Genomic DNA, 23991 nt, shown 5'->3' with positions numbered 1-23991 from the left:
CGAGCTGGAGGCCCGCGGGACCCGGGTCGTCCACTTCGAGACCGGCTGGCCACCGCGCGACGTGCCGGTTTTGCCCGACGGGCGTGGGTCGGTGCGGGCTACACCCCGGGCTGGGGTCAGGCCGGTGCCGCCGGGGAGTCCTCTGGCGCCGGGGTGGAATCGGTGGTGATGGCCGCCAACAGCGGCACCGAGCGTACCGATCGGCCCTCGCCGTCCAGGACGCGGCCGAGCAGCTTGACCACCCGCAGGACCACCGTCCGGTCCTGGACCCGCAGGGCCGGCAGCGCCTGGCTCATCCGGCGTTCGAGTTCGTGGACCTCGGCGGCCGAGTGCAGCCACGCATCGATGATCACGTTGTGCGGCCCGGCCACGATGCTGCACGCGCGCACGCCGGGCAGCCCGCGGAGGCGTCCTTCAGCGTCGTCGAGGCCGTCCACGTCGATCGAGCCGTAGTAGACCGCCGCCACGGCACGGCCGGAGAGATGGCGCGACGTGTCACACCGGTAGGTGAGCAATCCCGCGCTCTCCAGCCGCGACAGCCGCCGCCGCACGGTCACCGCTCCGACACCGGCGTGCTCGGCGAGCCGCTCGAACGGCATCCGCCCGTCGATGGTCAACGCCCGCACGATGCGGTGGTCGACGGCTTCGAGGAGGCCGGCGTGCTCCGCGCGGGAGGTGGCGTAGGCGCTCAGCCGTCGTTTCTGGTCCTGGTCGAGAGCGCCTTCGCGCCACCGGCTGGCCTCGATGGCGGAGCGGGTCACGATGTGGCTGCGGACGTTCGTGGCCTCCGGCAGGTGCCCGATCCGGTCCAGCAGATAGCCGGAGAGCGCGGTGAGGTCGGGGGCCTGTGCCAGCACTTGCAGGTCACGACCGCCGGAGGTCAGCTTGATGGTTGCCGCCTCCACGTCGTCGGCCAGGGTGGCCGCCACCGCGGCGGATCTGCCGGGCGTACAGCTGATCTCGACGAGGGCGCAGGCCGGAGTTGCCCGGCCCGCCGGGTGAGCGGTCACCCAGGCCACGCCCGCGGCGTGCATCCGCGCCCAGCGCCGCCCGACCGTCGCCGGGTCCACGCCCATGACCGGCGCCAGGTCGCGCCAGCTCGCGCGCGGCGCCGACCGCACCGCGTCCACGATCGCGACGTCGAGTTCGTCGAAGTCCACCTCGGGCATGATCAACGCTCCTTCAGTGCACCATCTGCGCGCGGTTGAAGGAATCATGCAGCACAACTGCCTTCTGTGAGAGGCGCCCTAGCCTTCCGGCATGACGATCGACATAGACGTGTGTGCCGCCGCCGCCCGGCTTGCCGGTGTGGTGCATCGCACTCCGGTGCTGCGCTCACGGACTCTCGACGAGCTCGTCGGCACCGAGGTGTTCCTCAAATGCGAGAACCTGCAGCGGACCGGCGCGTTCAAGTTCCGAGGCGCTTATCACGCCGCGTCGCGCCTGCCGCCGCAGCGGTTGGCGAACGGCCTGCTCACCCACTCCTCGGGTAACCACGGGCAGGCGGTCGCGCTGGCCGCCCGGACGCTGGGCGTGCCCGCGGTCGTCCTCATGCCGCACGACGCCCCGCGGTCGAAGACGGCCGCAACCATCGGGTACGGCGCCGAGGTGCTCACCTTCGACCGCTACGCCGACGACCGGGAGGCGCTCGCCGTGGCGGCGGCCGCTGAGCGCGGCATGACGATCATCCCGCCGTACGACCACCCCGACGTCATCGCCGGGCAGGGCACCGCCGCTCTCGAACTGCTCGACGACACCGGCGAACTCGGCATGCTGCTCGTGCCGGTCGGGGGCGGCGGGCTCATGGCGGGCTGCGCCGTCGCCGTCGCCGGCCGGTACCCGGACATTCGCATGATCGGCGTCGAGCCGGCGGCCGCGGACGACACCAGGCGCTCCCTCGCGGCGGGCCGCCGCGTGGCCGTCGACGTACCACGCACGATCGCCGACGGCCAGACCGCACGCATTCCCGGGAAGCTCACGTTCGCCGTCAACCAGCGCCTGGTCCACGCCGTCGTTGTGGTCACCGACGACCAGATCCGCGAGGCGATGCGCTTCGCCTTCGAGCGCCTGAAGATCGTGACCGAGCCCAGCGGTGCCAGCGGCCTGGCCGCGATCCTCTGCGCGGCCGCCGGGCCCCCGCCGTCCCGCGTCGGCGTCGTCATCTCGGGCGGCAACATCGACACCGGCCGCTACGCGGAGATCTGCGCACGGTAGTGGGCCGGCCTTAACGTGTCGCTCGTATGCCGGCCAGGATGACGTCGACGATGCGCTCGGCGTCGGTGGCGGTGAAGTCTTTGACGCCGCGGGTCACGTGCAGATGGACGGGGCCGGTGAACAGCTCGGCGAGCAGGTGCGTGTCCACCCGCGGCAGCTCGCCGCTGTCCACGGCCTGAGAGATCCGCTGATCGAGAGTGCTGGTCCGCCGGTCGTAGAAGCTTTGGACGACCCGGCGGAGCTCGGCGCTGCCCTCGGCGGTGTGCAGGGCGCTGCTGATGGCCCGGCCGAGCGGGCTGGAGAGGCTGGCGGCCATCGCGACCAGGAAGCCGGCCAGGTCCCTGCGCAGGTCGCCGGTGTTCCCGATCGGCGCCTCCTGGTCGGCGAGGCGGGTGAGCGCCTCGCTGACCAGCATGTCCCGCTGTGGCCACCGGCGGTAGACGCTGGCCTTGTTGACGCCGGCCAGCTCGGCGACCTCGTCGTAGCGCAGGCCGGTGACCCCGTGCCGGGCGACGATGGCGACCGTCGCGTCGAGCACCGCCGCGCGCACCCGGGACGAGCGTCCGCCCGGCCGCCGGCGCACGGGAACCTCCGGTGTGGGTCCTTCGGCCATCGGTTTCGTCGCTCCTCCCGCCGATCGAGCACCACCATAGCCTGCGCCGTCTGTTAATGCGACGAGTTGTTGCTTTAGTGGGGTGGGTTGAGCTAGAAAGGGGCGATGACCGCTACCCCGAGAGTGCCGATACCCCGTGCCTACTTCGACCGTGCCGGTCACAGCCCCTTCGATCCGCCCGCCGTCCTCGGCCGGCTCGGGGAGCTGTCACCGGTGTCCCGCGTGAATCTGCTCGACGGCTCGGAGGCGTACGTGGTCACCGGCATCGACGAGGGACGGCAGGTCCTGACCGATCCGCGGTTCAGTGCCGACAGGTTCATGCACCGGTCGTCGCTGCGGCCCAACCCGAGAGACCCGTACGGCGCGGGCGCGGGCCTGTTCGCCGCGATGGACCCGCCGCTGCACACCCGCTACCGCCGGCTGCTGACCGGCGCGTTCACGGTCCGGCGGGTCGGCAAGCTGGAACCGGCGATCAGGGACATCGCCGCCACCCTGATCGACAGAATGCTCGCCCGGGGAAACAGCGGCGACCTGGTCACCGACTTCGCGCTGCCGCTGCCGTCCCTGGTGATCTGCGAGCTGCTCGGGGTGGCGCACGCCGATCAGGCCACGTTCCAGTCGTTCGCCGCGGAGATGGCCCGGCTGGACACCTCACCAGAGCGTGCCGCGCAGCTCGGTGCGGAGTTCGACGAGCTCCTGTCGCGATCGATCGAGCACAAGCGCGCGAACCTCGGTGACGATCTGCTGTCCGGCCTCATCAGCAGCGACGCCGATCCCGCGCTGACGAACATCGAGCTGGTCAACATCGCCCGGCAACTGCTGGTCGCCGGGCACGAGACGACCTCGAACATGCTCGCGCTCGGGATGTTCGCGTTGCTCAGTCACCCGGACCAGCTCGACTTTCTGCGTACCCATCCCGGCCATTGGCCGGCGGCGGTCGAGGAACTGCTCCGCTATCTCTCGATCGCGCAGCTCAGCGTGGTGCGGGTGACGACTCACGAGGTGCCGCTCGGCGAGACGACCCTGCCGGCCGGGGCCGCGGTGATCGTGGCCGTGTCGCAGGCCAACCGTGACGCCGGGACCTGGACGGCGCCGCAGGACCTCAGGGTCGACCGGCCGCGCTGCCCTCATCTCGCGTTCGGCTTCGGCATCCACCAGTGCCTGGGACAGCAGCTGGCCAGACTGGAGCTGATCGTCGGCTATGCCGCGCTGCTCGACCGGCTGCCGGGCCTGCGACTCGCGGTCGCGGCTCACGAGGTTCCGCTGCGGACCGACATGACGATCTTCGGCGTCCACGCCCTGCCGGTCAGCTGGAGCTGACGCGCCCCCATCCCTGAAAGGAACCCGCCATCATGCGCATCCTGGTCTCCGGAGCCGGCATGGCCGGTCTCGCCGCCGGCATCAACCTCGGCGCCATCGGTCACGACATCACCCTCGTCGAACGGGCCGGCCACCTACGCGTCAACGGTTCCCCCATCGACATCCGCGGCGACGCGATCGAGGTCACCCGCAAGATGGGCGTCCTCGACCAGATCCAGGGCCGCAAGGTCACCATGACGGAGATGACCCAGTTCATCAGCGCTGACGGCACCGTCCTGGCCGAGCTCCCCGGCAGCGAGGTCAGTGACTCCGAGGACGACACCGAGATCCCCCGCGAGGAACTCGCCCGCGTCCTGCACGCGGCTCTGGCCCCCGGGGCGCCCGTCGTCTTCGGCGAATCGATCAAACACATGCACGACGACGGTGACGGCGTCGAGGTCACCTTCATCTCCGGTAAACAGGATCGCTTCGATCTGGTCGTCGGCGCCGACGGGATGCACTCGCTGACCCGCCGGCTGACCTTCGGCCCGGAGCAGGACTACCTCAAGCACCTGGGCTTCTACGTCGCGCTGACCGACCTGCCCGCCGCAGCCGGCACCGAACGCAAGAACCCGTTCCTGAACTGGCCCGGCCACATGATCGGCATCGCCCGGTACAACGACACCGCCCTCGGCGTCATGAACTTCCGCTCCGCATGGATCGACTACGACTACCACGACCTCGACGCCCAGAAGCAGATCCTGCTCGACGCGTTCGCGGGACACGATGAGTGGCGCGTACCCGAGATCCTCGACGCCGTCCGCAAGGATCCCGAGCTGTACTTCGACTCGGTGAGCCAGATCCACATGCCGAGCTGGCACCATGGCCGCGTCGTCCTGGCCGGCGACGCCGCACACTGCGCGTCCGGCCTGTCCGGACGTGGCGCATCCCTTGCCATCACCGGCGCCTGGCTGCTCGCGGAGGCGCTGCGCGGCAACCCGGGCGATCTCGAGGCCGCCTTCCACGAGTACGAGACCCGTCAGCGTCCTTACGTCGCACGTGCATAGGACAGCGCCGGTCCCGGCGGTGACCTCGTCGTGCCCGCAACCCAGCAAGCCCTCGACCTCCGCAACGCACGACTGCGCGCCATGGCCGAATCCTGAGTTGCCACGCCGGCGCGACCGGCGGCCAGACCGGGACAGGTCTCTATCGGTACGCGCGCAGGAAGGCGTCCACCCCGTCCGCGATGATCGCGTCGATGTCCGGGGGCTCGGTGTCCTTCTCGTTCTCGTGGTCCAGCAGGGCCTCCTGCGCGAGGCTGATCGTGAGCGCGGTGAAGTGCTGTGCCGCGAGGCGGGGACGGGAGGCTCGGATGCTGCCGTCGGCCGCCAGTTCGGTGAATCGCTGCTCGAGCATGCCCAGCGGACGGTCGCGGATCGCTCCCGGCGGGCGGGGCACCAATTGCTGCTGCGAGATCAGCCGGCGAAAGGTCAGGTAGTCGGAGGATCCGAAGGCCCGGTCCACGATGCGGTGGGCGAAGGCCGCCAACGCCTCGCGCAGATCGCGTCCCGTTGTCAGCTCCTCATCGATGGCGGCGCTGATGGTGCTCAGCAGTGTCTCGTTCACGCGGCTCAGCACCCGGAGAAAGATGATCTCCTTGTCGCTGAAGTGGTTGTAGAGGGTTCGCTTGGAGACCTGGGCGAGTGCCGCGATGGCGTCCACTGTGGTCCGCTCGTACCCCTCGGTGATGAACAAGGCCTCAGCCGCGTCGAGGATGGCGGTCTTCTTTCCCTCCGACCGCAGGCGGCGGCCCGGAGTCTGTACCTCCGCGTTGATCCTCGGCACGGCAAAAGCCTACGCCAGAAGACTTAGGGGTCATCCCCCTCGTAAAAGTGCACTCGCCGGTGTACTTTTGCTGCCATGACAAAGCTGACAAGCCACCCACCAGGAGGCGTCGACATCGAGGCCAGTGGGTTGACCAAGAGGTACGGCGACAAGCTGGCGGTGGACGACCTGTCCTTCACCGCGCGGCCGGGCGTCGTCACCGGGTTCCTCGGCCCGAACGGGGCCGGGAAGAGCACGACGATGCGCATGTTGTTCGGGCTGTCCAGGCCGACCGCCGGCACGATCACGATCGGCGGCCGGCGCCTCACCGAACTCGACGACCCCGCGCGCTCCATCGGCGCGCTGCTGGACGCCCGGGCGGTTCACCCGCACCGCACCGCGGCCGATCACCTGCTCGCCTTCGCCCAGGCCGCCGGTCTCGGTCGCCGCCGGGTCGGCGAGGTGCTGGACCTGGTCGGCCTGACCAGCGCCGCCGGGCGCCGGGCCGGGGAGTTCTCGCTCGGCATGCAACAACGGCTGGGCATCGCGACCGCTCTGCTCGGCGATCCCGGGGTGCTGGTGCTCGACGAACCGCTCAACGGACTGGACCCGGAAGGCATCCGCTGGATGCGCACCCTGATGCGTGATCTCGCCGGTCAGGGCCGCACGATCCTGTTCTCCAGCCACCTCATGTCGGAGCTGGAACTCACCGCGGACGACGTCATCGTGGTCGGCCAGGGCCGGCTCATCGCCGAGACGACCCTGGCGAAGTTCGTCGAGGACAACACCACCCAGGCGGTCACGGTCCGTGCCGCCGCGCCGGACGCGCTCGCCCGGGCGCTGAGCGAGTCCGGGGTGATCTTCGCCGTACAGCCCGACTCGTCCTTCCTCGTCACCGGGACCGACACCTCGACGGTCGGCAAGATCGCCGCGGCGGAGGGCATCGCCCTCGACGAGCTTGTCCGGGTGCGCGAATCGCTCGAGGACGTCTTTCTGCGACTCACTCACGACGTCACGGAGTACGGGAGTCACGCGTCATGAACCTGATCCGTTCGGAATGGACCAAACTGCGAACCGTACGCAGCACCTGGATCGCGGCGCTGAGTGCCGTGGCCGCCGGGGTGGCTCTCAGCGTCCTGGGGGCGACCGATCTGCTCAGCGCGTCCCCATCCGACCTTCCCGCTGGATGGGATCCCACCTCCGCGAGCCTGAAGGGCTTCCTCTTCGCGCAGCTGATCATCGGAATGCTGGGTGCGCTGAGCGTGACGCCCGAGTTCGGCACCGGGATGGTCGGCACCAGCATGGTGTTCGTCCCGTCGCGGTCGCGCCTGCTGGCCGCCAAAGCCGCCGTGGTGGCGGCCATCGGGCTGACGGTCGGTCTCGTCACGACGCTGCTCAGCTTCACCGTGGTCCAGCTGATGCTCAAAAGCGCGGGCCTGCCCGCGGCCGGCCTGGCCGATCCCGGGGTGGCCGGCGCGCTCGTCGGCGCCGCGCTCTACCTGACCCTCATCACCCTGATCGGCCTGGCGGTGGGTGCCCTGGCCCGCTCGGCCACCACCAGCCTCGCCGTGCTCGTCGGCGCCCTCCTGCTGGTTCCGGCACTCGGTCCGAGCCTGCCCGGCGTCCTCGGCGACCTCTTCGGGCGGCTCTGGCCGATCACCGCCGGCCAATCGGCTTACACAGTCGTCCCGGTCGACGGCATGGTCGCTCCGGTCACCGGGCTCATCATCCTGACGCTGGCGGCCGTCGGAGTCAGCGTGGCCGGCCACGCGGTCTTCCGCCTCCGCGATGTCTGACACGACGCCCACCCCACTTCTGGAGGTTCCTCCGATGACTGCCCCAGCCCTGCAGATCGCACGCGAATGCCCCTATGCTCCGCCGGCTCAGCACGTCGAGATGCGCGAGAACGGCGGCGTCTCCCGCGTTCGCCTGCCCAGCGGCAAGGAGGCCTGGGCGGTCAGCCGTCTCGACCTCATCCGCGAGATGCTGTCGGACCCACGGTTCAGCTCCGACCGCGACAACCCGGACTATCCGGCGCTGACCACCGAGCCGCCCCCGCCGCCCTCGGCCGGTTCGCGCAAGCTGCTCATCCAACTGGACCCGCCCGACCACGCGCCCGCTCGCCGCGCCGTGATCAGCGAGTTCACCATCCGGCGGATGGCCGCGTTGAAGCCCCGCATCCAGGAGATCGTCGACGAGCGGATCGACGCGATGCTGGCCGGCCCGCGCCCGGCCGATCTGGTGGAGGCCCTCTCCCTCGCGGTTCCGTCGCTGGTCATCTGCGAGCTGCTCGGCGTGCCGTACACCGACCATGAGTTCTTCCAGACCCGCACCGCGGCGATCCTGCATCGCGATACGCCGCCGCGGGAGCGAGGCGCGACGTACGCGGCCCTGCGCGCCTACCTGACCGAGCTCGTGTGCGGCAAGGTCCGCGAGCCGGGCGATGACGTGCTGAGCCGGCAGCTCGCCGCCGGGGCAGATACCGAAGACGTGGTGGCGCTGGCGTTGCTGCTGCTGGTCGCGGGTCACGAGACCACGGCGAACATGATCTCGCTGGGCGTGCTGACGCTGCTCGAGCGGCCGGAGCGGCTCGCCTGGCTGATCGCTGATCCGGCGCGGATGCCCGAGGCCGTCGAGGAACTGCTGCGCTATTTCACCATCGTCGAGTACGGCAACTCACGCGTCGCCACCGCCGATGTCGAGCTCGGCGGAGTGCTGATCCGGGCCGGCGAGGGCGTGGTCTCGCTGAGCAACACGGCCGATCACGATCCCGAGGTCTTTCCCGACGCGGACGAGCTGAAGCTGGACCGCGGCGCCCGTAACCACCTGGCCTTCGGATTCGGCCCGCACCAGTGCCTCGGGCAGAACCTCGCCCGGGCGGAGCTGGACGTCGTGTTCACCACCCTGTTCCGCCGGGTGCCCACGTTGCGCCTGGCCGTTCCGGCCGACGAGCTGCCGTTCAAGTCCGACGCCACCATCTACGGCATCCACCGGCTCCCCGTTACCTGGGACGAGTGACATGCCGCCGACCAGCAACGACCACCCGAGAGGTGAAGCGATGAAGATTCTGCTCGACGAGGAGAAGTGCGTCGGCGCCGGACAGTGCGTGCTGGCCGCCGACGACGTGTTCGACCAGCGCGACTCCGACGGCATCGCGGTGCTGCTGGACGAGAACCCCGGCGAGGAAAGACTGGGCGCGGTCGAAACGGCCGCGCAGCTGTGCCCGGCGCAGGCGATCCGGATCGAGAAGGGCTGAGGCGTGCGAGACGTTGTTGTCGTCGGCGCCTCGGCGGCCGGTCTCGCGGCCGCCGAGACCCTGCGCCGCGAGGGCTTCGACGGGCGGCTCACCCTCATCGGGGACGAGCCCGGCCCGCCGTACGATCGCCCGCCGCTGTCCAAGCAACTGCTGGCCGGCGACTGGGAACCCGAGCGGCTGCGCCTGCGGTCCGATGAGGAGCTGGCGGCCCTGGACGCCCGGCTGATCCACGGCGTCCGGGCGGTCGGCCTGGAGCCACGCCGGCGGCGGATCCGGCTCAGCGACCGCGACGAACCGCTCGGGTACGACGGGCTCGTCATCGCCACCGGCGTCATCGCGCGCCGGCTGCCTTTCGGCCACGAGCTGGCCGGGGTGCACGTTCTGCGGACTCTCACCGACGCCCTCGCACTGCGCGACGACCTGCGCGAGGCGCGGCGGGTCGTCGTCATCGGAGCGGGCCTGCTGGGAGCGGAGGCGGCCGCGGTCGCCCGTACGATGGGCCGCGATGTGACGCTCGTCGACCCCGTCGCCCAGCCGATGCACCATCAGTTCGGGCCGGAGATCGGCGCCGCCGTGGCCCGGATGCATCTGGATCACGGCGTCAGTCTCCGCATGCTGACCTCGGTGACGGGTCTCGCCGGCATGGGCGGGCGCGTCACCGGCGTACACCTCACCGACGGAACCACGGCACCGGCCGACGTCGTCCTGGTGGCCATCGGCGCCCGGCCCGCCACCGCCTGGCTCGACGGCAGCGGTCTGTCCCTGACCGACGGCGTGGATTGCGACCAGACCTGCCGCGCCGGCGAGTCCATCGTGGCCGCCGGCGACGTGGCCAGCTGGCTCGATCACCAGACCGGACGCCGCCTGCGGGTCGAACATCGCAGCAACGCCACCGAGCAGGGCATGGCCGCGGCCCGCACCCTGCTCGGTGCGACCCTGCCCTTCCGCCCCATCCCGTACTTCTGGTCCGAGCAGTTCGGGGTGCGCATCCAGGCCTACGGAACCTGGACCGCCGAGGCGCGGATGCGGATCGCCGACGGCACACCGGGGCAGGACCGGTTCACCGCCACCTACGAATACGACGGACGGGTCGTCGGCGTCCTCGGGTGGAACGCGCCCCGCGAGGTCCGGGGCCTCCGGAAGCTCCTCGAATGACTCCCGGCGCACGGCCGGGCGCTCGGCGCCGCCTCGCGCGGCTCGGTGACCGCCCGGCCCGCGGGCCGGCGTGCCGATCACGTCGCCGCGTGCAGATGGCCGATCTCATGCACCACGCCGGGCCAGGTCGACGGAAAAGTGCAATCCTCGGGGCCGGAACGCAGGGCCACCATACCGTTTCGCGAATGGACATCGACCACAGATCGGCTCTGAGGGTGCACAATGTCCGCCTCGTCGACGGTGTGGAAGAAACCGCGGTGCCCGATGCCGTGCTGCAGGCGGACGACGACGGACGGATCACCTACGCCGGCCCGGCGAGCCGGGCGCCGGCAGCGCCGCCGGACATCCCGACAATTGACGGGCGGGGCGGCACGCTTCTGCCCGGATTCTTCGACTGCCACGTCCACCTCGGCATGCCCTCAGAGCAGTCTGTGGTGGAGCAGGCACTCACGACCACCGACGTGATGCGGGTGATCCAGACCACGCAGCGGATGCGGCGGACGTTGGAGGCCGGGATCACCTCGGCGCGTGACCTGGGCGCCCTGACAGCGGCCTACCGCGCCGCGGTCCGCGGCGGTGACCTGGCCGGGCCGCGGCTGCAGGTGTCGATCGGGATCATCAGCCACACCGGTGGGCATGCCGACAGCACGCTACCCAGCGGGCTGCACCTCGATTTCGACTTCTGCGTGCTGGCCGACAATGTGCATGAGGTGCGACTGGCGGCGCGCCGGATGCTGCGCGACGGCGCCGACGTCGTCAAGATCTGCACCACGGGGGGCATCAGCAGCGCGACCGACGACCCTGACGACGAGGACCTCCCGGAGGAAGAGGTCGCCGCCGTCGTGGACGAAGCCCGCCGGCACCGGGGCCGAACCGTGGCGGCGCACGCTCAAGGGCGGGCCGGGATCCTCGCCGCCATCCGTGGTGGCGTTCGCTCGGTCGAGCACGGGTTCGGCCTCGATGACCAGGGCTGCGATCTGCTGGGAGAGCGGGGGGCGTTCCTGGTCCCCACTTTGCAGACCATCTTCCGGCCGCTGGAACGCAGCAGGACGTCACCGTGGCGCTATGAGAAGAAGCTGCGCTGGAACGAGTTCGCCAAGCAGAACATCGCCACCGCCATCGCACGGAAGGTGACCATCGCCGCGGGAACCGATGCCGGGATCACCCCGCACGGCGAGAATCTCGCCGAACTGGCACACCTCGTCGCGCTCGGTATGAAGCCGATGGATGCCATTCGTGCCGCGACGGTCAACAGCGCCCGGCTGCTCGGGGTCGACGACCGGCTGGGAACGCTGCGTCCCGGCATGCTCGCCGACCTGGTGATCTGCGCGGGTGACCCGCTGCGAGACATCACCCTGCTGGCCGCGCCGGACAACATCGTTGTCGTCGCTCAGCAGGGAGTCATCCGCAAGAACACCCTGCCGGCCGAGCTGACCATGACGTCTTTCGAGACTTCACCCATTCTGGAAGGGACACCATGACCGATCGACCCAGCACCGACGTCATCATCATCGGGGCCGGGCCCACCGGCCTCGCCCTGGCGTGTGACCTGACCCGCCGCGGCTTCGCGGTCCGCATCGTCGAGCGGGACCAGGTGCCTAACCGTGCCACCCGGGCCAAGACCATCCAGCCACGCTCGCTGGAAGTCCTCGACGACCTCGGCGCCGTGGACCACGTCCTGCGTCACGGTGTCGCCAAGCTGCCGATGCGGTTCCACGAAGCGTCCGGCGCGGTCGTGGACAAGCCGCCGATCGCGATCTCGGCCGGCGATGACGTCCACACGCCGTACCCCGATCCGTTGCAGATCGGGCAGTTCCACGTCGAGCACGCGCTTCGGCAGCGGCTCGAAGAGCTCGGTGCGGCCGTCGAGTTCGGCACCGAGGTGATCGGGATGGACCAGGACGACGACGGGGTCACCGTCGAGCTGCGCACCGCGGACCGCGAACAGACGGCACGGGCCCGCTACGTGGTGGGCGCCGACGGCGGCAAGAGCAGCACCCGCCGCTTTGCCGGGCTGCCCCTGGTGGGCACGACCTACGAGGAGCAGCGCTGGTACCTCGGCGACGTCACCGTGGGCTCGGAGCTCGACCGGGATCACATGCACATCTGGCCGTCCGACCGGGGCATGCTCGGCCTGACGCCGCTCGGTGACGAGCTGTGGCAGTTCCAGAGCCCGCTGATGCCCGGTGAGGATCCCGGCGTGCCGTCGCTGGAGTTCTACCAGCAGTTGTTCGACCAGCGCGCCGGTGCCGGCCGCGTCGTGTTGGCCAGCGCCGGCTGGTTGTCGCTGTACCTGGTCAACGTGCGGATGGCGGAGACCTTCCGCAAGGGCCGCGTCCTGCTCGCCGGTGACGCCGCTCATGTGCACTCCGCCGCCGGCGGGCAGGGCATGAACACCGGCATCCAGGACGCCTACAACCTCGGCTTCAAACTGGACAGCATCCTCAACGGCGCGTTGTCGACGCTGTTGGACACCTACAGCGAGGAACGCGTCCCGGTCGCTCGCCGAGTGCTCGCGATGAGCACGGACAAGATGGCCAAGGCGGTGGCGGCAGCGGGCGGCGGCGAGAACGAACTCGGTTCGGCGCTGGCCGGCATCGGAGACGGGAAGATGAACACCGGTTTGGGTATCCACTACCGCGACAGCCGGATGACCTACCCCGGCGGCAGTGAAGTCACCGCCGGGCCCCGGCCCGGCGATCGGGCGCCCAACGTGACAGGCCTGCAAGGTGAACAGTTCCACGGTGGTCTGTTCGATCTACTGCGCGGCATGCACTATTCGCTGTTCGTGTGGGACCACAGCGCGCCGGTCATCTTCGACAACGCCAAGCCGACCCACATGCATGTGCACCGCGTCGGACCGGACAGCGGCAGCCCCATCACTGATGCCAAGGGCGAGTTCCAGCGCGTCTACCAGCCCTACGCCGGCGAGCTCATCCTCGTGCGGCCGGACGGTTACCTGCTCGCCCGCATCCCCGCGGGCCAGGAAATGGACCTCATCAACCATCTGGCCCCGTTCCGCTCGATCGGCAACACCGTCAGGCCCTATTAGAGGACGTCCCGCTGGTGGTCAGGGCGTTGCCGAGCAGGGACAACAGGCGGTCCCAGTGGCGTTGCAGCGCGGCCGGGTTGAATGCGTCGGTGTCGGACATGGCGAAGCCATGGATGGTGCCGGGATAGATCTCGGAGGTGTAGCTGACGCCCGCGGCATTCAGGGTTCGGGGACAGCAGCGAACGCGGGACAGCCGTAGCTGGTGTGGCGGCCAGGGTTTGAAGCCTCGCGGGTGGTCAGGCGGCCGGGATGAGGTCGGCCAGCAGCTCCTCGACGCGGGTCCTGATGTTGTCGCGGATCGGGCGGACGGCTTCGACGCCCTGGCCGGCGGGGTCGTCGAGTTTCCAGTCCTCGTAGCGTTTGCCGGGGAAGACGGGACAGGCGTCGCCGCAGCCCATGGTGATGATGACGTCGGAGTCGTACGCGACGTCGTACTCGAGGATCTTGGGCTTTTGATCGGTGATGTCGATGCCGACCTCACGCATCGCCTCGACGGCGGCCGGGTTGATGGTCTCGGCGGGGGCGGAGCCGGCCGAGCGGACCTCGACGCGGTCGCCGGCGAGGTGGCGCAACCAGCCGGCGGCCATCTGGGAACGGCCGGCGTTGTGCACGCAGACGAACAGCACGCTGGGCTTGTCACTCACGGGAAGAGACTCCTTCGGGTACGAGGACGTCGCCGGCCGCCCGGCCGACGGTGGGATACAGGGCCAGCAGCAGCCCGACACCGGCGATCAGCCCGACCAGCTGGGCGACGACGAAGCCGGGCACCGAATGCGGGGCGATGCCGGCGAAGGTGTCGGTGAACGCCCGGCCGATGGTGACCGCCGGGTTGGCGAAGCTGGTCGACGAGGTGAACCAGTAGGCGGCGCCGATGTACGCGCCGACCGCCGCCGGGGCCACCGCGGCGCGGCCGGAGCGGGCGAGGGCGAAGATCAGCAGGAGCAGCCCGGCGGTCGCGACCACTTCGCCCAGCCACAGGTGCCCGGCGCTGCGGTCCTTCTGCGACCAGGCCACCGCGTCCAGGTCGAACATCAGGTTGGCCAGCACCGACCCCGCGATCGCCCCGGCGATCTGGGCCACGATGTAGCCGCCGAGGTCGCTTCCGGTCAGGCCGGTGCGGGTGCGGCGGCCGAGGAACCAGTCGGCCGCGGACACGACCGGGTTGAAATGCGCCCCGGACACCGGACCGAAGGTGAGGATCAGCGCGCCCAGCACGAGCGCGGTGGCGATCGAGTTCTCGAGGAGCTGCAGGCCGACATCGTCCGGCGACAGGGTGGTGGCCATGATGCCGGAGCCGACGACGGCGGTGACCAGCAGAGCGGTGCCGAGGAACTCGGCGAGCAGCCGGCGCCACAGGGCGATCTGGTGCATCAAGGCGATACTCCGGTCTGGTCAGGGCTTGTCATCTGCTGACTAAGTTGTCCGGGTCAAGCGCGGGCGTGACGGCTCATCCGTTGTCGTCGACGGCGAGCAGCGTCGCCAGTTGGCGCATCAGGCCGGGCCGTGGCCGGTAGTAGACCCAGCTCGCGCGGCGTTCCGCGTCGACCAGGCCGGCCTCGCGCAGGGTCTTCAGGTGATGGGAGATCGTCGGGCCGGACAGGGCGAACGCCGGGGTGAGGTCGCACACGCAGATCTCCCCGCCGGGCGCCGAGGCGATCATCGACATCAGCTGCAGGCGGACCGGGTCGCCGAGGGCCTTGAACGCGGGCGCGAGCGTGCCGGCCACGGCGCCGTCGAGCTTCTGCTGGGCCATCGGCGGGCAGCACGGCACATCCGATCCGGCGTCCGCCGGGGTCACCGCGACGGCTGACTTTGACATGCGTCGAGGTTGACACATATCTAATCCGCGTGCAAACCTCGGTTTCGACAGTCATCGAGTTCGAGACTTCTCGAATCCACGGAGGATGCGCCATGACCGAGACCAGCACCCCGTTCCCGGGGCACGCGGTCACGACCGGGCAGGGTTGCTGCGGATGACCGCCGGCCTGGACGTCGTGGTCGGCGCCGTGGCCGGCTACCGCAGCCCCACCGGCACCGCCGACCGCGCCGACACCGCCACGCTGCTCGCGGCCACCACCGAAGCCGCTACACTTTCATCGTTAATCGGCGATGAACGATGAAGGTGTGTGATGGGCGACCTCCTCGACCGCGCGACCGCCGAGACGTACGCGTCATGGTTCCGCGCCCTGGCCGACCCGACCCGGGTGCAGATCGTCGAATACCTGGCCCGGCAGGCCAGACCGATGCCGGTCGGGGAGGTCGTCGCGGCGGTCGGGCTGGCGCAGTCCACCGTCTCGCAGCACCTGAAGGTCCTCACCGAGGTGCGGTTCGTGCTCGTCGACCCGGTCGGTACCGCCCGCCACTACCGGATCAACACCGACTGCATCGCCTGCTTCCCGTCGGCGGCGGATGTCGTGATGGGCCGCCCCGCCCCCGCCGCGATCGGCGACTGCTCGTGAGCGACCTGACCATCCGGCCCATGACGCCGGCCGACGCCGGCGCGGTGCTGGCCATCTACCAGGCCGGCATGGACGGCGGGAACGCCAGCTTCGAGCACACCGCACCCGGCTGGGACGCGTTCGACGCGAGCAAACTGCCCGAACACCGGCTGGTCGCCGCCGACCCGGACGGCGCCGTGCTCGGCTGGGTCGCCGTCTCGTACGTGTCGCCCCGGGTCGCCTACCGCGGTGTCGTCGAGCACTCCGTCTACGTCGACCCGTCCGCCCGGGGCCGCGGGATCGGCCGCGCGCTGCTGAACGCGCTGATCGCCTCGACCGAGGCGGCCGGCATCTGGACCCTCCAGTCCGGGGTCTTCCCGGAGAACACCGCCAGCCTCGCCCTGCACCACGCCTGCGGCTTCCGCACCGTCGGCGTCCGCGAGCGGGTCGGCCGGCACGCCAGCCAGAACAACCGGTGGCGCGACGTCATCTTCATCGAACGCCGCAGCCCCGCCATCACCTAGGAGACCTGCCTCATGACCACCGAGAACCAGCTTCCCGTCGTCGTCATCGGCGCCGGACCCGTCGGCCTCGCCGCGGCCGCCCACCTCGCCGAGCGCAACCTGCCGTTCCTCGTCCTCGAAGCGGGTGACGGTCCCGCCGCGGCGGTCCGCGACTGGGGCCACGTGCGGATCTTCTCGCCGTGGCGGTACAACGTCGACGCCGCGGCCGCCCGGCTGCTGACCGAGGCCGGTTGGGTGCGCCCCGACGACGACGTGCTGCCCACCGGCGCCGCGCTCGCCGCGGACTACCTGCAGCCGCTGGCCGATCTGCCCGCCCTCAAACCGCACGTCCGTTACGGCGCCCGGGTCGTCGCGGTCACCCGCCTCGGCCTCGACCGCGTCCGCACCACCAACCGCGAGCAGACCCCTTTTCTGGTACGCCTGGACGACGGCACCGACATCCTGGCGCGGGCCGTCGTCGACGCCGCCGGCACCTGGACGATCCCCAACGTGCTCGGGGCGTCCGGCATCCCCGCGCACGGCGAGACCGGCGCGGCCGCGTACATCGACAGCGCCCTGCCCGACGTCTTGGGCCGCGACCGCGACCGTTTCGCGGGTCGGCGGATTCTCGTGGTCGGCGCCGGCTACTCCGCCGCGAACACGCTGATCTCGCTGGCCGAATTCGCCGGGCAGGAGCCGGGCACGACGATCACGTGGGCGATCCGCGCCACTTCACCGGCCCGCAGCTACGGCGGCGAATCAGCCGACGCCCTCCCCGCCCGCGGGGCGCTGGGCAGCGTCCTGCGCGAGCACGTCGAGGCCGGCACCATCGCCCTGTTCACCGGGTTCGGCATCCGGCGGATCAGCACCAGCGGCGACGAGGTGACCGTCTCCGACGGCGAACGCACGATCACGGTCGACCGGATCGTGTCCGCGACCGGCTTCCGCCCCGACCACGCCGTCACCGCCGAACTGCGCCTCGACCTCGACCCGATCCTCGGCTCGACCCGCGCTCTGGCCCCGCTGATCGACCCGAACGAGCACTCCTGCGGCACCGTCCCGCCGCACGGCGCCGACGAACTCGGCCACCCCGAGCCCGGCTACTACGCCATCGGCTCCAAGTCCTACGGCCGCGCGCCCACGTTCCTGATGGCCACCGGCTACGAGCAGGCCCGCTCCGTGGTCGCCGCCCTGGCCGGCGACTGGGAAGCCGCGCGTGACGTGCAGCTCGACCTGCCCGAGACCGGCGTCTGCAACAGCAACGCGCCCGTGGACAGCGACCGCGTCGACAGCGCCGGAGGCAGCTGCTGCGGAACCCCCGCGGCCGTGGCCACGCCCGAGCCGACCGGCCGCGGTCTGGCCACCGGCATCTCGGGAGGCCTGCTCACCGTCATCGACGTGTCCACCAACACCGACGACGAGGCCGGCGGCTGCTGCCCGTGACCTCCGCCCGCACGGTGGCCTCCCCAGCCGCCGGGCGGGCGCGATCCATCGTCGCGGCGCTCGCCGTCACCCAGACCGTCGGCTACGGCACCCTCTACTACGCCTTCGCGGTCTTCCTCACCCCGCTCGCCGCCGACCTGCACACCTCCACCACGGCGATCACCGGCACGTTCACCGCCTCGGTGCTGGCCTCCGCCGTGGCGGCGGTGCCGGTCGGCCGGTGGCTCGACCGGCACGGCGGCCGCGCCCTGATGACCGGCGGGTCGCTGCTCGGCGCGGTGCTGCTGGTCGCCTGGTCCCAGGTGGACAGCCTGTGGCAGCTCTACGCCGTGCAGATCGGACTCGGCGTCGCCGGGGCGGCCAGCCTCTACGAAGCCGCGTTCGCCGTGATCATCGCCTGGCACACCCCGGCCCGGCGCTCGGCCGCGCTGCTCGCCCTGACCGTGGTCGCCGGGTTCGCCAGCACCATCTTCCTGCCCCTGACCGGATGGCTCGTCGACCGGCACGGCTGGCGCACCGCCCTGCTCGTCCTGGCCGTCATCCAGGCCGTAATGACCATCCCGCTGCACGCCGCCGTCATCCGCGCCGCTCCCCGGCACCCCGCGAACCACACCGTAGCGCCGCCGATCCGGCTGCGGGCGGTCCTGACCGACCGCGGGTTCTGGCTGCTCGCGGTCGCCTTCACCGCCCACACCGCGGCCATCGCGGTGGTCACCGTGCACCTGGTCACCGCCCTGATCGGCTGGGGCCACCGGACCACCTTTGCCGCGACCGCGGCCGGGCTGTTCGGCGTCCTGTCGGTGACCGGGCGTCTGGTCACCACCGGGCTGCACCGCCGCTACCGCCTCAGCCGGGTGGTCGCCGGCATCTTCGTCGTGCAAGGACTCGCCGCCGCGGCCCTGCCCGTGGCCGGCCGCAACCCGGTCGCGGCGATCACCGCGGTCATCGGCATCGGGCTCGGCTTCGGCGTCGGCTCCATCGCCAAACCGATCCTGCTCGCCGACCGCTACGACACCCGCCGCTACGCCACCATCGCCAGCCTGCTCGTCGTACCCATGACCATCGCCAAAGCCACCGCACCCCTGGCCGCCGCCACCTTGCACACCAGCTCCGGAAGTTACGCCGGCGTCTTCACCGCCACCGCCACGGCGTGCATCATCGCCGCCATCGCCCTGCTCGCACTTCAGTTCAGTATCGGCAAGGCCGGCAGAGCTTCCTGACCGTGCTGTTCGCCGCCGGACCGAGGCATCAGGCGCCCGCGTGGGTCACGACCGCTCGCCCGGCCCGGGTGGAGAGTGCCGGCGGCGTGTCCGGGGTCGCCGGTCGGGGCGAGGTGCGGGCGGCCAGGCCGGTGACGCCGATCGTTGCGAGTGCCGCCGCGGCCAGCGCGATTACGGGGCCCGTGGCGCCGAAGCGGAAGCCCTCGCCCAGCATCAGGATGCCGACCGTGGTGGCGACCACCGGGTTGGCGACGCTGACCATCGCCAGCGGCGCGGCCAGGCCGCCGTTGCGGTAGGAGAGCTGGCTCAGGCCGAGTCCGGCGGCCGCGAAGACCGCGATCATGGTCAGGGTGGGTACGGAGGAGGCGCCGATCCCGCCGTACGCGATGGCGACCGTCTCGGTCTTGATCATCACCGAGGCCACGCCGAACGCCGCACCGGAGGCACCCGCCAGGAGCAGGCTGCGGACCAGCGGGGATGAGGTCAGCCGCGCGGCGCCGGCCAGCATCGCCAGCCCGGCCACCGTGAGCGAGCTCAACCACCGGCCCTCGGCGCCGGTGAGGACGGCCGGCACCTCCGGTGTTGCGGTCACCGCCAGGATGCCGGCCAGGCCGACGACGGTGAGCCCGGCGTCACGCCAGGCGCCGGCGGTGACCCGGCCGCGGGTCCGGGCGGCGATCGGCAGCGCGAACAGCAGGGTCAGCGCGCCGAGCGCCTGCACCACACCGACCGTGCCGTAGCCCAGCGCGATGACGTGCAGGCCCGCGCCCGCGCCGGTGAGCAGCAGCGTCAGCAGCCAGCGCGGCGCTCCGCGGTGACCGGCGGCGGCGAGCTGCTCCTGCACGACGGCGGCGGCCGCGTAGCTGACGGCGGACAGCGCCGCGAGCAGGGTCGCGAGTCCGACGCCGCTGATCATCGCCGGGTCCGGGTCCGGGTCGGTGCGGGGTTGCGATTCATGTGTTCAGCCTGCCGTCGATCGCCCCGGATGGCGTCCTGCCTGCGCAGGCTTTCCGGCTACCACGGTGGTGGTAGCGCCGGACGGATCAGCCGGCCGGCGGCGGGTGGCCGGGCCGGACCAGGCCGCTCTGGTAGGCGATGACCACGAGTTGCGCCCGGTCGCGTACGCCAAGCTTGGTCATGGCCCGGTTGACATGGGTCTTGGCGGTCAGCGGCGACACGTACAGCCGCTCCGCGATGTCATCGTTGGACAGCCCGGCCGCGACCAGGGCGAGGGTTTCGCGCTCCCGATCGGTCAGCGCGCTCAGCTGGGCCGGAGTGGTCAGCGGCGCCGGCTCCGGTGAGTCGAGGAATCGGGCGATCAGGCTCTGCGTGGCCTTGGGGGACAGCAGGGCCTCACCGCCGGCGACGATCCGGACGGCCTCCAGCAGGTCGGCCCGGTTGACACTCTTGCTGAGGAAACCGCTGGCCCCGGCACGCAACGCTCGCAGCACGTTCTCGTCGATCTCGAAGGTGGTCAGGATGAGCACCCGGACCCCGGCCAGGTCCTCGTCCGCGGTGATCAGCCGGGTGGCCTCGATGCCGTCCAGTTCCGGCATCCGGATGTCCATCAGGATCACGTCGGCGCGAGTGCTGCGGGCCAGGGCGACCGCTTCCCGGCCGTTCGTCGCCTCGCCGACGACCTCCAGATCCGGCGCGGAGTCGATGAGCACCTGGAATCCCGCGCGGATCAGGGCCTGGTCGTCGGCGAGCAGCACCCGGGTCTGCTTCGTCACGTCGATACTCCCTGGTTGTCGGGCGCGGGCAGGAAGGCCCGCACCGCGAACCGGCCGCCCGCACCGGGGCCGGCGTCCAGTGTGCCGCCCACCGAGGCCGCCCGCTCGCGCATACCGGTCAGCCCGTGCCCGGTGGGCCGACCGGCGGACTCGGCGAGGCCGGGCTCGACCCGGTTCTCGACGGCGATCGTGAGCCCGGTCCTGGTGTAGCCGAGACTGAGGTGGGCGATGGGCGCGCCGCCATGCCTCCACGCGTTGGTCAAGGATTCCTGCACGATCCGGTACGCGGCCAGGTCGACCGCCGAGGGCAGGGGCCGCGCCTCGCCGTTCTGGCGATGCTCGACCCGCAGGCCGGCGGCGGCCACCGAGTCGAGCAGCCCGCCCAGCCGGGCCAGGCCCGGAGCCGGTTCGGTGGACGCCGCCGGGTCGTCGTCCCGCCGCAGCACGTTCAGCACGGTGGACAGCTCCTCCAGCACGGTCCGGACGGCGTCCCGGACGTGGGACAGGGCCTCCTCGGCCTGCTCCGGCTCCCGCCTCAGCACGTGCGACGCCACCTCGGACTGCACGCTGATCAGCGCGATGTGGTGCGCCACGACGTCGTGCAGCTCGCGGGCGATATGGAGCCGCTCCTCCGTGACCCGGCGGCGGGCCTCCTCGTCACGACTCTGCTCGGCGCGCAGGGCCCGGTCCTTGACCGCCGCCACGTACGCGCGCCGGGTCCGTACGGCGTCACCGACCGCGACGCCCATCCCCATCCAGCCCAGGTCCTCCAGGCTCTCCGAGGAGTCCCAGCCCTGCCCGGTGAACACCACCGCGGCCAGGTAGACGACCAGGGCGGCGGCGCCGCCCGCGGCCCAGGCGGTGGTGCGGCCGGTACGCGTGGCCACGGTGTACGCGCAGATCACCGACACGGCGGTGAGTACGTAGATCTCGCCACTGGTGGCCACCGCCCAGGCCGCCCCGGCCGCGACGACCCCCAGCACCGGCACCGGCCAGTGGTGCCGCAACGTGATCAGGAGGGCCGCGGCCGCCGCCACCAGCACGTCCCGCGGTGACAGGCTGCGGCCCGGAATGCTCCGGGGCCCCACCAGCACCGACACCAGCGACGCGACGCCGACGAATGCTCCCAGCAGCGCCTCCGCCACCTGCGGGTGGCGGGCCGCGGCCGCCCGCACACGCGGCAGCCAGGTGTTGAGCTGGGCCATGCCGATCACCGTACGCCGTCACGGGTCCCGGCTTCGTCGTCTCCAGGTGGTACCGCCCGCCTTCCGGCTACCACAACCGTGGTAGCCGGAATGACCATGACCGGAGGACGCGGAACGTACCCCGCCGGACGATCGTTTGGCCCGTCACCAGGCTTTCTTCGCTTAGGAGTTCCCGTGGATCGGACCTCGGCCAGAATCGGCGCCATCGCGCTCTGGGCGCTTCAGATCGCCCTCGCGGCGGCGTTCATCCTCAACTTCGGCCCCGGCAAGGTGTTCGGCAGCGAGCAGGCCGTGCAGACGTTCGCGGACATCGGCGCGGGACAGTGGCTCCGCCATCTCACCGGCGCCCTGGAGATCGCCGGCGGCATCGGGCTGCTCATCCCGCGTCTCAGCGGGCTCGCCGCCCTGGGGCTGGCCGGCGTCATGAGCGGGGCCGTCCTCGCCGAGATCCTGTTCCTCGACGCCGACGTGCTCGTCCCGCTCATCCTGCTGGCCGCCGTCCTCACGATCGCGTGGTTCCGCCGTGCCCGCACGGTGGCGCTGCTGGGACGGCTACAGCGCACCAGCTCACCGGTGGGGCGCTGAGCCGCGGCTGAGCCGGCGATCGACCGGGCGCTGACCGCGAGGTGGCCGGCCGGCGGGCTGATCTTCTCGGCCTTGGCCGGGGTGGAATCAGAGCAGGCCCCGGGCCGTGGCGATGGCGTAGGCGGCCAACAGGCCGCCGTCGCTCACCTTGCCGGACGCGATCAGGTCGCGTAGCTCGTCGGCGGTCACCAGGCGGAACTCGTCGATGCCCTCGATCGTGGCGCCGTCGGGCAGGGCGCCGTACGAGTCGACGTCCAGCCGGGCCAGCCACAGCTCGCACGGATTGTCGTCGGTCAGCCGGCCCAGGAACTCCGTCTTCTGGGCGGTGATGCCGATCTCCTCCCGCAACTCCCGGATGGCGGTCTCCGCGCCCTTGTCACCAGGTTCGGCGAAGCCGCGGGGCGTCTCCCACTGCCAGTCGCGGATGTGGTGCCGGAACTGGCGGGTCAGCAGGATCCGGCCGTCGCTGAAGATCGGCAGGACCACGGCGCCCTCGCTAGTCGTCTGCGCCACCCAGCGGATGTACGGACCCGTGTAGCCGTTGCGGAACCGGACCGTGTCTCGCATGGCGATGAAGAAGGCGTCCTCGTAGATCACGCCCATGTCGCCGTACTCCTCAGGCCGGCCGAGCTCACGGAGCTTGGCTGCGGAGCGGTTGGCGACGTCTTCCTGAACCTCCGGATCGAACACGAGCTCGTAGGCCGCGCCCTCGGGATTGGCGAACAGGGCCGGCCGCTCGGCGCGGAGTTTGTTGTAGCGCGCGAGCCGCTGAGCGCGTCGGGCGCGCGTGGCGTCGTCTGTGGTCAAAGTTCCTCCGTCGGGTTCGTACCGGCAGCCTAAGACATGCGGCCGACCGGTCCGACCTCCTTGGGCTGTCGGTGCGATGACAACGGTCCGGCCGTGCGATCACTTATGGACGCGGGTACCGATACTGATGGAGTCCCCAGCACGAGGAGGCCAAGTGGATCGTCTGGACGGCGGCGCGCTACCCGCGAACCGCGACATCGTCGACCTGCAACTCGACGACGGCACGGTGATCCCGGTCGAGGTGACGATCGAGCCCACCGGCGATTTTGCCCCGGGTGGCCGCAGCGACGCGAGCTTCGGTGACTGGCTGAGTGGCGGCCGGCGCGCGCCGCTCGGCCGTACGCCCACCGTCAAGGGCATGGCCCGTTGGGTGCAGTCCCAGTTGGAGGATGTCGACACGTTGCTGCCTGACCGGGTCAGCCTGGAGATGGGCGTGAAGTTCGTCGCCAAGTCGCCCGACCTGGTGACACCGGTGCTGGGCCAGGTCGGCGGAGAGGCCAACCTGCTCGTACGCCTCGAATGGGACCTCGGCCGAGCCGGTGCCCAGCAGACTCCGCCGCCGCAGCCGGAGAGCGACCAGGACGACGACCGGCCGGATGCAGACGACCAGCATCCGGCCTCCGGCGTGGACGGCTGACGCGGCC

28 protein-coding genes are annotated in these 23991 nt (G+C 71.1%); 17 read left to right on the top strand and 11 right to left on the bottom strand.

Features of this window, described 5'->3' with window-relative positions:
• Positions 1–116 precede the first annotated feature (116 nt).
• Positions 117–1169: an Lrp/AsnC family transcriptional regulator gene (locus AB0O15_RS44950; protein WP_364333295.1), complete on the bottom strand. Its 1053-nt coding sequence runs from the start codon at positions 1167–1169 to the stop codon at positions 117–119.
• A 91-nt stretch (positions 1170–1260) separates the two neighbouring features.
• On the opposite strand from AB0O15_RS44950, the gene AB0O15_RS44945 reads away from it, so the two are divergent.
• Positions 1261–2214 (top strand): pyridoxal-phosphate dependent enzyme, encoded by a 954-nt coding sequence (locus tag AB0O15_RS44945; protein ID WP_364333292.1) that lies wholly within the window; start codon positions 1261–1263, stop codon positions 2212–2214.
• A 10-nt stretch (positions 2215–2224) separates the two neighbouring features.
• On the opposite strand, the gene AB0O15_RS44940 is transcribed toward AB0O15_RS44945, so the two are convergent.
• Positions 2225–2827 carry a TetR/AcrR family transcriptional regulator C-terminal ligand-binding domain-containing protein gene (locus AB0O15_RS44940; protein WP_364333289.1) on the bottom strand — a complete coding sequence of 201 codons (603 nt, stop codon included), beginning with the start codon at positions 2825–2827 and terminating at the stop codon, positions 2225–2227.
• 105 nt (positions 2828–2932) lie between these two features.
• On the opposite strand from AB0O15_RS44940, the gene AB0O15_RS44935 reads away from it, so the two are divergent.
• Both AB0O15_RS44935 and AB0O15_RS44930 read left to right on the top strand, forming a co-directional pair.
• Positions 2933–4147 (top strand): cytochrome P450, encoded by a 1215-nt coding sequence (locus AB0O15_RS44935; RefSeq protein WP_364333286.1) that lies wholly within the window; start codon positions 2933–2935, stop codon positions 4145–4147.
• A gap of 32 nt (positions 4148–4179) precedes the next feature.
• Positions 4180–5193 (top strand): FAD-dependent monooxygenase, encoded by a 1014-nt coding sequence (locus AB0O15_RS44930; protein ID WP_364333283.1) that lies wholly within the window; start codon positions 4180–4182, stop codon positions 5191–5193.
• A 139-nt stretch (positions 5194–5332) separates the two neighbouring features.
• On the opposite strand, the gene AB0O15_RS44925 is transcribed toward AB0O15_RS44930, so the two are convergent.
• Complete coding sequence (locus AB0O15_RS44925) at positions 5333–5971, bottom strand: TetR/AcrR family transcriptional regulator (protein ID WP_364333280.1); 639 nt, start codon at positions 5969–5971, stop codon at positions 5333–5335.
• A gap of 75 nt (positions 5972–6046) precedes the next feature.
• Between AB0O15_RS44925 and AB0O15_RS44920 the strand changes: the two genes are divergently transcribed.
• The 7 genes from AB0O15_RS44920 to AB0O15_RS44890 all read left to right on the top strand — a co-directional run bounded on the left by AB0O15_RS44920 (position 6047) and on the right by AB0O15_RS44890 (position 13413).
• A complete protein-coding gene (locus tag AB0O15_RS44920) occupies positions 6047–6991 on the top strand; it encodes an ATP-binding cassette domain-containing protein (RefSeq protein WP_364333277.1) in 945 nt (314 codons plus the stop codon).
• Positions 6988–7746 (top strand): ABC transporter permease, encoded by a 759-nt coding sequence (locus AB0O15_RS44915; protein ID WP_364333274.1) that lies wholly within the window; start codon positions 6988–6990, stop codon positions 7744–7746. Before AB0O15_RS44920 ends, AB0O15_RS44915 begins: the two co-directional genes overlap by 4 nt.
• A 34-nt stretch (positions 7747–7780) precedes the next feature.
• Complete coding sequence (locus AB0O15_RS44910) at positions 7781–8968, top strand: cytochrome P450 (protein WP_364333271.1); 1188 nt, start codon at positions 7781–7783, stop codon at positions 8966–8968.
• A 40-nt stretch (positions 8969–9008) separates the two neighbouring features.
• On the top strand, positions 9009–9206 hold the full coding sequence (locus AB0O15_RS44905; RefSeq protein ID WP_364333268.1) for a ferredoxin: 198 nt from the start codon (positions 9009–9011) through the stop codon (positions 9204–9206).
• 3 nt (positions 9207–9209) lie between these two features.
• Positions 9210–10361, top strand: a complete 1152-nt coding sequence (locus AB0O15_RS44900) for an FAD-dependent oxidoreductase (protein ID WP_364333265.1) — start codon at positions 9210–9212, stop codon at positions 10359–10361.
• A gap of 95 nt (positions 10362–10456) precedes the next feature.
• Positions 10457–11842 carry an amidohydrolase family protein gene (locus tag AB0O15_RS44895; protein WP_364333338.1) on the top strand — a complete coding sequence of 462 codons (1386 nt, stop codon included), beginning with the start codon at positions 10457–10459 and terminating at the stop codon, positions 11840–11842.
• Positions 11839–13413: an FAD-dependent oxidoreductase gene (locus AB0O15_RS44890; RefSeq protein ID WP_364333262.1), complete on the top strand. Its 1575-nt coding sequence runs from the start codon at positions 11839–11841 to the stop codon at positions 13411–13413. Before AB0O15_RS44895 ends, AB0O15_RS44890 begins: the two co-directional genes overlap by 4 nt.
• Here the strand turns inward: AB0O15_RS44890 and AB0O15_RS44885 are convergent.
• From AB0O15_RS44885 to AB0O15_RS44870, 4 genes are all read right to left on the bottom strand, one after another.
• Complete coding sequence (locus tag AB0O15_RS44885; RefSeq protein WP_364333335.1) at positions 13400–13576, bottom strand: dienelactone hydrolase family protein; 177 nt, start codon at positions 13574–13576, stop codon at positions 13400–13402. The two genes, AB0O15_RS44890 and AB0O15_RS44885, sit on opposite strands and share 14 nt — an antisense overlap.
• Positions 13577–13649: 73 nt before the next feature.
• The gene (locus AB0O15_RS44880; protein ID WP_364333259.1) at positions 13650–14057 is read right to left on the bottom strand and encodes an arsenate reductase ArsC; all 408 of its coding nucleotides are present in this window, start codon (positions 14055–14057) and stop codon (positions 13650–13652) included.
• On the bottom strand, positions 14050–14784 hold the full coding sequence (locus tag AB0O15_RS44875) for an MIP/aquaporin family protein (RefSeq protein WP_364333256.1): 735 nt from the start codon (positions 14782–14784) through the stop codon (positions 14050–14052). The genes AB0O15_RS44880 and AB0O15_RS44875 overlap by 8 nt, the downstream gene beginning before the upstream one ends.
• Before the next feature lie 76 nt (positions 14785–14860).
• Positions 14861–15232, bottom strand: coding sequence for a metalloregulator ArsR/SmtB family transcription factor (locus AB0O15_RS44870; protein WP_364333253.1), 372 nt, complete (start codon positions 15230–15232; stop codon positions 14861–14863).
• Between the two features lie 154 nt (positions 15233–15386).
• On the opposite strand from AB0O15_RS44870, the gene AB0O15_RS44865 reads away from it, so the two are divergent.
• The 5 genes from AB0O15_RS44865 to AB0O15_RS44845 are packed head-to-tail and all read left to right on the top strand — an operon-like array spanning position 15387 to position 19017.
• Positions 15387–15533 carry a hypothetical protein gene (locus AB0O15_RS44865; protein ID WP_364333250.1) on the top strand — a complete coding sequence of 49 codons (147 nt, stop codon included), beginning with the start codon at positions 15387–15389 and terminating at the stop codon, positions 15531–15533.
• A gap of 9 nt (positions 15534–15542) precedes the next feature.
• Positions 15543–15872: a metalloregulator ArsR/SmtB family transcription factor gene (locus tag AB0O15_RS44860; protein ID WP_364333247.1), complete on the top strand. Its 330-nt coding sequence runs from the start codon at positions 15543–15545 to the stop codon at positions 15870–15872.
• The gene (locus tag AB0O15_RS44855) at positions 15869–16375 is read left to right on the top strand and encodes an N-acetyltransferase family protein (RefSeq protein WP_364333244.1); all 507 of its coding nucleotides are present in this window, start codon (positions 15869–15871) and stop codon (positions 16373–16375) included. The genes AB0O15_RS44860 and AB0O15_RS44855 overlap by 4 nt, the downstream gene beginning before the upstream one ends.
• A 12-nt stretch (positions 16376–16387) precedes the next feature.
• Positions 16388–17797, top strand: a complete 1410-nt coding sequence (locus AB0O15_RS44850) for an FAD-dependent oxidoreductase (protein ID WP_364333241.1) — start codon at positions 16388–16390, stop codon at positions 17795–17797.
• Positions 17794–19017, top strand: coding sequence for an MFS transporter (locus AB0O15_RS44845; protein ID WP_364333238.1), 1224 nt, complete (start codon positions 17794–17796; stop codon positions 19015–19017). Before AB0O15_RS44850 ends, AB0O15_RS44845 begins: the two co-directional genes overlap by 4 nt.
• A 28-nt stretch (positions 19018–19045) precedes the next feature.
• On the opposite strand, the gene AB0O15_RS44840 is transcribed toward AB0O15_RS44845, so the two are convergent.
• The 3 genes from AB0O15_RS44840 to AB0O15_RS44830 all read right to left on the bottom strand — a co-directional run bounded on the left by AB0O15_RS44840 (position 19046) and on the right by AB0O15_RS44830 (position 21955).
• Positions 19046–19933 (bottom strand): DMT family transporter, encoded by an 888-nt coding sequence (locus tag AB0O15_RS44840; RefSeq protein WP_364333235.1) that lies wholly within the window; start codon positions 19931–19933, stop codon positions 19046–19048.
• A gap of 127 nt (positions 19934–20060) precedes the next feature.
• Positions 20061–20750 carry a response regulator transcription factor gene (locus tag AB0O15_RS44835; protein WP_364333232.1) on the bottom strand — a complete coding sequence of 230 codons (690 nt, stop codon included), beginning with the start codon at positions 20748–20750 and terminating at the stop codon, positions 20061–20063.
• Complete coding sequence (locus tag AB0O15_RS44830; protein WP_364333229.1) at positions 20747–21955, bottom strand: histidine kinase; 1209 nt, start codon at positions 21953–21955, stop codon at positions 20747–20749. Before AB0O15_RS44830 ends, AB0O15_RS44835 begins: the two co-directional genes overlap by 4 nt.
• Positions 21956–22129: 174 nt before the next feature.
• On the opposite strand from AB0O15_RS44830, the gene AB0O15_RS44825 reads away from it, so the two are divergent.
• Complete coding sequence (locus AB0O15_RS44825) at positions 22130–22540, top strand: DoxX family protein (protein ID WP_364333226.1); 411 nt, start codon at positions 22130–22132, stop codon at positions 22538–22540.
• A gap of 87 nt (positions 22541–22627) precedes the next feature.
• On the opposite strand, the gene AB0O15_RS44820 is transcribed toward AB0O15_RS44825, so the two are convergent.
• Positions 22628–23347 (bottom strand): NUDIX hydrolase, encoded by a 720-nt coding sequence (locus AB0O15_RS44820; RefSeq protein WP_364333223.1) that lies wholly within the window; start codon positions 23345–23347, stop codon positions 22628–22630.
• A gap of 154 nt (positions 23348–23501) precedes the next feature.
• Here AB0O15_RS44820 and AB0O15_RS44815 point away from each other — a divergent pair, with 154 nt between their 5' ends.
• Positions 23502–23984 (top strand): CU044_2847 family protein, encoded by a 483-nt coding sequence (locus AB0O15_RS44815; protein ID WP_364333220.1) that lies wholly within the window; start codon positions 23502–23504, stop codon positions 23982–23984.
• Positions 23985–23991: the final 7 nt, after the last annotated feature.

The organism is Actinoplanes sp. NPDC089786 (assembly GCF_040684855.1).
In the GTDB taxonomy this organism is placed as follows: Bacteria; Actinomycetota; Actinomycetes; order Mycobacteriales; family Micromonosporaceae; genus Actinoplanes.
The sequence above is the reverse complement of the archived record's forward strand: the minus strand, read 5'-3'. Positions and strand labels throughout refer to the sequence as shown.